The following is a 6,269-nucleotide window of genomic DNA, read 5'->3' on the forward strand; positions in this document are numbered from 1 at the left end:
AACGCCACAAAAAAACAAGAGTTGGCTCTACACGCCAACTCTTGCAAGAAGTAATTTTATTTTAAGGCTGAACCACAGTTTCTGGCTCAGTGATTTCTTTATTTTTGTCTCGACGAGCGATGGCCGGCAAGATCATGCCTAATAAGATCAAGACGATTGGTGTGATGATATTCGTGAATAGCTGGAACCACCATGCTTTAGGATCCGCAGTATAATCTACTTTTGGCACCATTCCTAAGATACAGGCGAACGCAGTGAAGGCAAAGCACCAAGCACCGAAGATAAACCCGATTTTTGGATTTTTGACAAATTTATATTCAGAATTGAATTTCTTATAAGCTTTATTCAACATCATATACGCCAAGAATACCCATAGGTAACGCATTGGCATAACAACTGAGTTCAAGTTCGTCAACCATTTAACTAATTCATTCATATCTTTGATACCGAAGATTGGCAGCAAAATAATGATTCCTACTAGGATACCTGTCAAAAGATAGCCGTTTACTAATGTACCTTTATGACTACGTTTACGTAGCCAGTTTGGTACGAATTCTGGATCTGCATCTGCTAACAAGATTTTTAACGGTGCATCGATTGAAAAGGCTAATGCGGAGATTTGCCCGATCATATTTGTCAATGCGTAAATAATCATCAATGAGTTACCGATACCATAGTAATTACCTAAAATTTGAAAAGCACTGTATGCCCCATTTGCCATCAAGTCTTTAGGGATATTATCGCTAGCAAACAGCATGCCCATTGCGACTGAACCTAATACAGCACAAATCCCTACCATTGCTGCTAAGAAAATCATCCCTTTAGGAAATTCTTTTGCAGGGTTTCTTGTAGAGTTGACATAAGGGGATATTTTTTCCGCTCCTCCAACTGCAAACACTAACATAGAGACGGTTGTGAAATAACTGAAGTCAAAGGTTGGAATATATGTTTTCACTTGATTCATATGCGGTGTGGCAAATTCCATCGTTGGGTTGATGAACGGTGCCGTTACTGCTAAAAGAATAAATAGGATCGACATAACGAACATCGCTGTTCCGGCTAATCCGCCGATCACTTTCAACGTAGAAAGTCCTTTTGTTGATAAATATAAAAAGGCAAGAAATATAATAAGTGAAATAACTGCTACCATTTGGACTGACATCGTATTTACGATATTTCCGTTTCCTTGGACCGCCCAACCCCCTGCAATCAGGATGGCTTGAGGTTTTTGTGCCAAATAAGGAATATGCACGACCCAGTAAGTCCAAGCAGCATAATATGCCAGCCGTTTATTGGATGTCGTATTTTCGACCCATGAACTGACGCCTCCTTTACTATCCTTGAAGGCTGATCCTAATTGTCCAACGATCAATGCGTATGGAATGAAATAAATGGCTAGAATCAATAGCCAAGAGGTGACAACTGATACTCCTTGCTGGGCATAGTTATTAACTACATTCCCCATGCCCCAAACCATGTTGAATGCAATTAACGCAACAGTGAACCAGCGTAATTGTTTATTGTTCATTCGTTCTCTCCTTTATAATAAAAATTTGTTAACCAAATGTAATCATATTCAATTTTTAACAAACTTACAAGACAGCGTTATTTTATGTGTGTATTCTTTTATTTAATACACATCATTTTTTCATATTTTTTCCATCAAAAAAAAGGAGTTGTTTTCTTTGATTTCATTGATTTTATTGTATTTAAAGCAATTTTGAATTTTCTGCAAAATTAAAAACATCAGTTATTTTATAATCTTAGCCATTTTCTTTGTATTCTTTTATTAAGAAAAAGGTATAAAAAAAGAGGACGTTCATTCGTCCTCTCTACTGGTCAATATTTATTTTTTACATGTAAGCTTCGCATGGCATTCAAAACAGCTAGGACTGTTACCCCGACATCTGCAAATACTGCATCTCCCATTGTTGCAAAACCAAAAGCACCTAAGGCAAGTACCAATATTTTTATCCCAATAGCAAAAACAATGTTCTGCTTGACGATCTTCAATGTTTTCTTTGCTAACCGGATCGCATCTGCAATCTTCGATGGTTGATCGTTCATGATGACTACATCTGCTGCTTCAATTGCAGCATCGCTTCCTAATCCACCCATTGCAATCCCTACATCTGCTCTTGCTAGCACCGGTGCATCGTTGATTCCATCTCCGACAAAGGAAGTCTTTTTATTGCTTCTTTGTAAGATTTCCTCTAACCGCTGTACTTTATCTTCTGGGAGTAGTTCACTGTATATCTTGTCCACGCCAACTTGCTTCCCGATATGATCAGCGATTTTTTTCGAATCACCTGTCAACATGACTGTGTGCTTGACACCAGCCTGTTTTAGTTGAACCAATGCGTCTACAGCATCTTCTTTCAAGGTATCCGCAATGACAAGATAACCACTATAACTTTGGTTGATTGCTATATAAAGCAATGTACCGATTTCTTGACTTGAAGGAAAAGAGGTTTCAAACCTTTCCATCAATTTGTGATTACCTACTAATATTTGTTTGCTGTCAACTTCAGCTAAGATCCCTTCACCTACAAATTCTTGGATATTTGTTGCCGGTAAAAGCGGACCTTCGTAACCTTCTAAAACGGATTGCGCAATCGGATGTGTAGAAAACTGTTCTGCACTTGCAACATATTGCATAAATTTCTTTGGATCAATTCCTGTTGGATCGATCGTCTGGATCGAAAAGTCGCCTTTCGTTAATGTGCCAGTTTTATCGAATACCACTGTCTCAGTTTGTGCAAGCAATTCCAAATAATTTGAACCTTTTATTAATACACCAATTTTACTTGCTCCGCCGATCCCACCAAAGAAACTAAGTGGTACGGAAATCACTAATGCACATGGACATGAGATCACTAAAAACGTCAACGCACGGTAGATCCATTCAGAAAACGCCGCTCCAGAAACTATTGGAGGTAAAACAGCCAATAAGACGGCCAGCCCTACAACGACTGGTGTATAATATCGCGCGAATTTGGTAATGAAATTTTCAGCTGGTGCTTTTTTGCTGCTGGCATTTTCTACTAATTCTAATAATTTACTGATGGTAGAATTTTCATAGGATTTTTCTACTTGAACTAAAAATGGTTTATTTTTATTGATAAATCCACTTAATACTGTTTCACCAACATATACAGATTTAGGAACGGATTCACCTGTAAGTGCTGATGTATCGACTAATGATTCTCCTTCAATGATCGTTCCATCTAACGGTACACGTTCACCAGGCTTAACAAGTACACACTGACCAATCCGCACGTCTTCAGGATTCACGGTCATCAATCCTTCTGCTGTCTGTATGTGCGCTGTTTCTGGACGGATAGCCATCAATTCACGAATCGATTTTCTTGAATGATTGACTGCCAATCCTTGGAAATATTCGCCGATTTGATAAAATAGCATCACTGCTACGGCTTCTGGATATTCACCGATCAACATAGCGCCGATTGTAGCAACAGACATGAGGAAATTTTCATCAAAGATTTGTCCTTTGACGATATTCATCACCGCTTTTTTCACTACATCATATCCTATCAGCAGATAAATCAATAAATACCCTATCAAACGAACTGGTTCATTAAAATCAAATAATAGCAAGACAGCGATACCTACAAGTGAAAATAAAATCCGGATCAGCGTGTTTCTCTCTTTTTCATTTCCATGTTCAGATACTTTTTCCTTGTCTATTTCTGTTACCTTGACATCTGGTTCTAATTCCCTCACTACTTTTTTTGTTTCCTGTTCAACCGTAGCTAATCGATCTTCCTCTACGTCAATCGTTAGTTTTCCAGAAGTGAAATTTACCGTTGCTTCCTTGACTCCATCGATTTGTTGGACTCCTTTTTCGATTTTCATCGCACAGTTCGCACAGTCTAAACCTTCTAATCTGTAACTTTTCATTTTAATGACCTCCTCGCTTTAACATATGAATATCTCTTCATAACTAATTATAAATGAATGGTTATTCATATGTCAAGGTATCCGAAAGAAAAAATGAGTTTTCAAAACATAAAAAGAACCAGATCAAACACGTGATAGTTGTGTTTCATCCAGTTCTCTCGTTCATAAAACATGTTTAGGACACTCTTTTAGAACATCCTGACTTATATAATCTCTGCACCAAATGGCATCAACGCCAATCGAGCAAGTTTGAAAGATTGCTTTGCAAATGGTATCCCTATAATCGTGATACATAGAAGGATGCCGCTGACGACATGTCCAAGAGCAATTGGGAGACCTGAAACGATCAGCCAGATGATGTTGACAATCAATGACATGCCGGACTGGTGGTAAATTACTTCTTTGCCAAAAGGCGCAAAAGAAAGGGAGGCGATTTTAAAACACTGCATACCGATAGGGATACCAATGATCGTGATACACCAAAGTACCCCTGCTGCTAACCAGCTAAGACCCCCAATTAGTCCGCCAAATATGAACCAGATGACATTTCCTAAACAACTCATTGTATTTCTCCTTTTATTACTGTTTTTAATTAGAACTGGACAAAAAACGATTTGATTTTTCGTTTTTTAGCTTCCAGCATCAAGTATTCCGCAAATCTTTTTTGGATTTCTTCCGTTTTTTCTTTTGTTACTAATGTGTGTTGGATTAGTTTTCCTGCTGGTCGCTGATCCACCCGTTCTTCTGATTGCTGTTCATCTGCTTGCGCAAAACCGATGATCCGGTTTTCTTTTGTTACAGCAACGATCAATAGTTTATTCCTATCATGTAGTTCAGCTGCCGTTTTTACTTTTACGAATGATTCTGGATGATCAGTAATCAGCTGATTGATTTGAGGGAGATCTTCTTTTACTGCCCTTCGTATTTCCATCATTTCTCCCTTTTCTTTCGTTCATTTTTATTTCCACTAAAAAAATCAACTGCGGAAATCGCATCTATCCAACTTTGTGCAATAATCTCGTGTCCGCCAATCGTTGGATGCACGCCATCTTCTTTTGTATATTTCGAAAAACCATAAGCGATTCCTAAAGCATTGAATATCCCATCTAAAGGAATCAGCAATGTGCCATATTCTTTTGCGAGTTTACGAACGGTTTGGATCTTAGGGTCTAAGTCTTTGCGCCACCCATAACGATCATTTGTCACAGGAAGTACAAAAGGCTCCATTAAGACGATATTGCAGATTCCAGCTGCTTGAAGTTCATTTAGTAACTCTCGATAAACGGATTCAAATTGCTGCACAGATTTCTCAGTGCCGAATATAGCTTGATCTCCAGTATTATGCCACGTATCATTGATTCCAATCAAAATCGATACATAATCAGGTTGCAGAGCTAAACAATCTTTTTGCCAGCGTGCTTGCAGATCTGCAATTTTGTCTCCTCCTATCCCACGGTTTATACATTCAAATTCCATCGTTGGATATTGTGAGATTAGTTTCCCGGCAATCAAAAGCGGATACCCTTTACCTAGATCCGTTGCTTCTGAACGGTCTCTTCCTGCGTCTGTAATGCTGTCACCAATAAATAACACACGTGTTTTCATTTGTCAAAAACTCCTTTTTGAATAAAACGACGATTTTCTTCCTTATATTATCCCATAAGCTCTACCAAGACGAAAGAGAAAATAGGTGTATAAAAAAGACACCCGCCTAGTCTCTTCAAACGATTGGATGAATACTCAGCAAGTGCCTAGTTTTTTATGCTTTTTCTTAACGTGCCGTATTTTTCTTGATTCCTTCGTTGTTTGATTCAGTGAAATCGATCAGACCTAAGTTTCCGTCAATCAGCCCACTGTCGCCCGTCAAACTCAAAATATGACGAGAAGCATCAAAACGTATATTCATATGCTCATCTAAGTCTGCCAACGAATATCCCTTTACTAATATCTCTCCTAGATTGCTTGGGATAGATTGGTCATAACTTTCTGTCGACATATCTGATCCGATGATTCCAAGGGTGAATTGAACTTGCATGTGGATCATTGCATGCTGAGAATACGGACCTACTCCATCTTCGAATGTTAATATTAGTTTGTTTCCAGGTGCTAGATACTGCTTTATTTCAGCAGCAGAAGCATCATCAAATCGAATTTCCATTTGAATCGCCTTCTTTGTATATGTTTGATTGATCGCGATTTCATTATAGAACCTTGTGAATCAAATAGCAATTTCTTTTGCTCTCTTCTCTTGTCTGCTGGAAACTTCCTTTATCCCATATTTTAAAAAAAGAACTGCGAGAGTTCGCAGTTCTTTTTTAGAATAAACGGTGTTCAATCAGCTGACCCTC

6 protein-coding genes are annotated in these 6,269 nt (G+C 38.3%); all 6 read right to left on the reverse strand.

The window, feature by feature from the left end; genetic code table 11:
• Window positions 1-61: 61 nt before the first annotated feature.
• Complete coding sequence (locus tag HMPREF2988_RS07715; protein ID WP_002291780.1) at window positions 62-1,528, reverse strand: APC family permease; 1,467 nt, start codon at window positions 1,526-1,528, stop codon at window positions 62-64.
• 311 nt (window positions 1,529-1,839) lie between these two features.
• Entirely contained in the window at window positions 1,840-3,921 is a 2,082-nt protein-coding gene (locus tag HMPREF2988_RS07720; protein WP_070770353.1) for a heavy metal translocating P-type ATPase, read from the reverse strand.
• A gap of 203 nt (window positions 3,922-4,124) precedes the next feature.
• Window positions 4,125-4,484, reverse strand: coding sequence for a YccF domain-containing protein (locus HMPREF2988_RS07725; protein WP_002291778.1), 360 nt, complete (start codon window positions 4,482-4,484; stop codon window positions 4,125-4,127).
• A 29-nt stretch (window positions 4,485-4,513) separates the two neighbouring features.
• Window positions 4,514-4,855: a GNAT family N-acetyltransferase gene (locus HMPREF2988_RS07730; protein WP_002316395.1), complete on the reverse strand. Its 342-nt coding sequence runs from the start codon at window positions 4,853-4,855 to the stop codon at window positions 4,514-4,516.
• Window positions 4,852-5,526 carry an SGNH/GDSL hydrolase family protein gene (locus HMPREF2988_RS07735; protein WP_002291774.1) on the reverse strand — a complete coding sequence of 225 codons (675 nt, stop codon included), beginning with the start codon at window positions 5,524-5,526 and terminating at the stop codon, window positions 4,852-4,854. The genes HMPREF2988_RS07730 and HMPREF2988_RS07735 overlap by 4 nt, the downstream gene beginning before the upstream one ends.
• Before the next feature lie 166 nt (window positions 5,527-5,692).
• The gene (locus HMPREF2988_RS07740; protein WP_002328482.1) at window positions 5,693-6,079 is read right to left on the reverse strand and encodes an iron-sulfur cluster biosynthesis family protein; all 387 of its coding nucleotides are present in this window, start codon (window positions 6,077-6,079) and stop codon (window positions 5,693-5,695) included.
• Window positions 6,080-6,269: the final 190 nt, after the last annotated feature.

Origin of the sequence: Enterococcus sp. HMSC061C05, assembly GCF_001814765.1 — a bacterium.
GTDB classification, from domain to species: Bacteria; Bacillota; Bacilli; order Lactobacillales; family Enterococcaceae; genus Enterococcus_B; species Enterococcus_B lactis.

What these genes read in the sequence shown, in the direction of transcription:
- HMPREF2988_RS07715 (WP_002291780.1), bottom strand. Translation starts at nt 1,528, where the DNA reads ATGAACAATAAACAATTACGCTGGTTCACTGTTGCGTTAATTGCATTC.
- HMPREF2988_RS07720 (WP_070770353.1), bottom strand. Translation starts at nt 3,921, where the DNA reads ATGAAAAGTTACAGATTAGAAGGTTTAGACTGTGCGAACTGTGCGATG.
- HMPREF2988_RS07725 (WP_002291778.1), bottom strand. Translation starts at nt 4,484, where the DNA reads ATGAGTTGTTTAGGAAATGTCATCTGGTTCATATTTGGCGGACTAATT.
- HMPREF2988_RS07730 (WP_002316395.1), bottom strand. Translation starts at nt 4,855, where the DNA reads ATGATGGAAATACGAAGGGCAGTAAAAGAAGATCTCCCTCAAATCAAT.
- HMPREF2988_RS07735 (WP_002291774.1), bottom strand. Translation starts at nt 5,526, where the DNA reads ATGAAAACACGTGTGTTATTTATTGGTGACAGCATTACAGACGCAGGA.
- HMPREF2988_RS07740 (WP_002328482.1), bottom strand. Translation starts at nt 6,079, where the DNA reads ATGGAAATTCGATTTGATGATGCTTCTGCTGCTGAAATAAAGCAGTAT.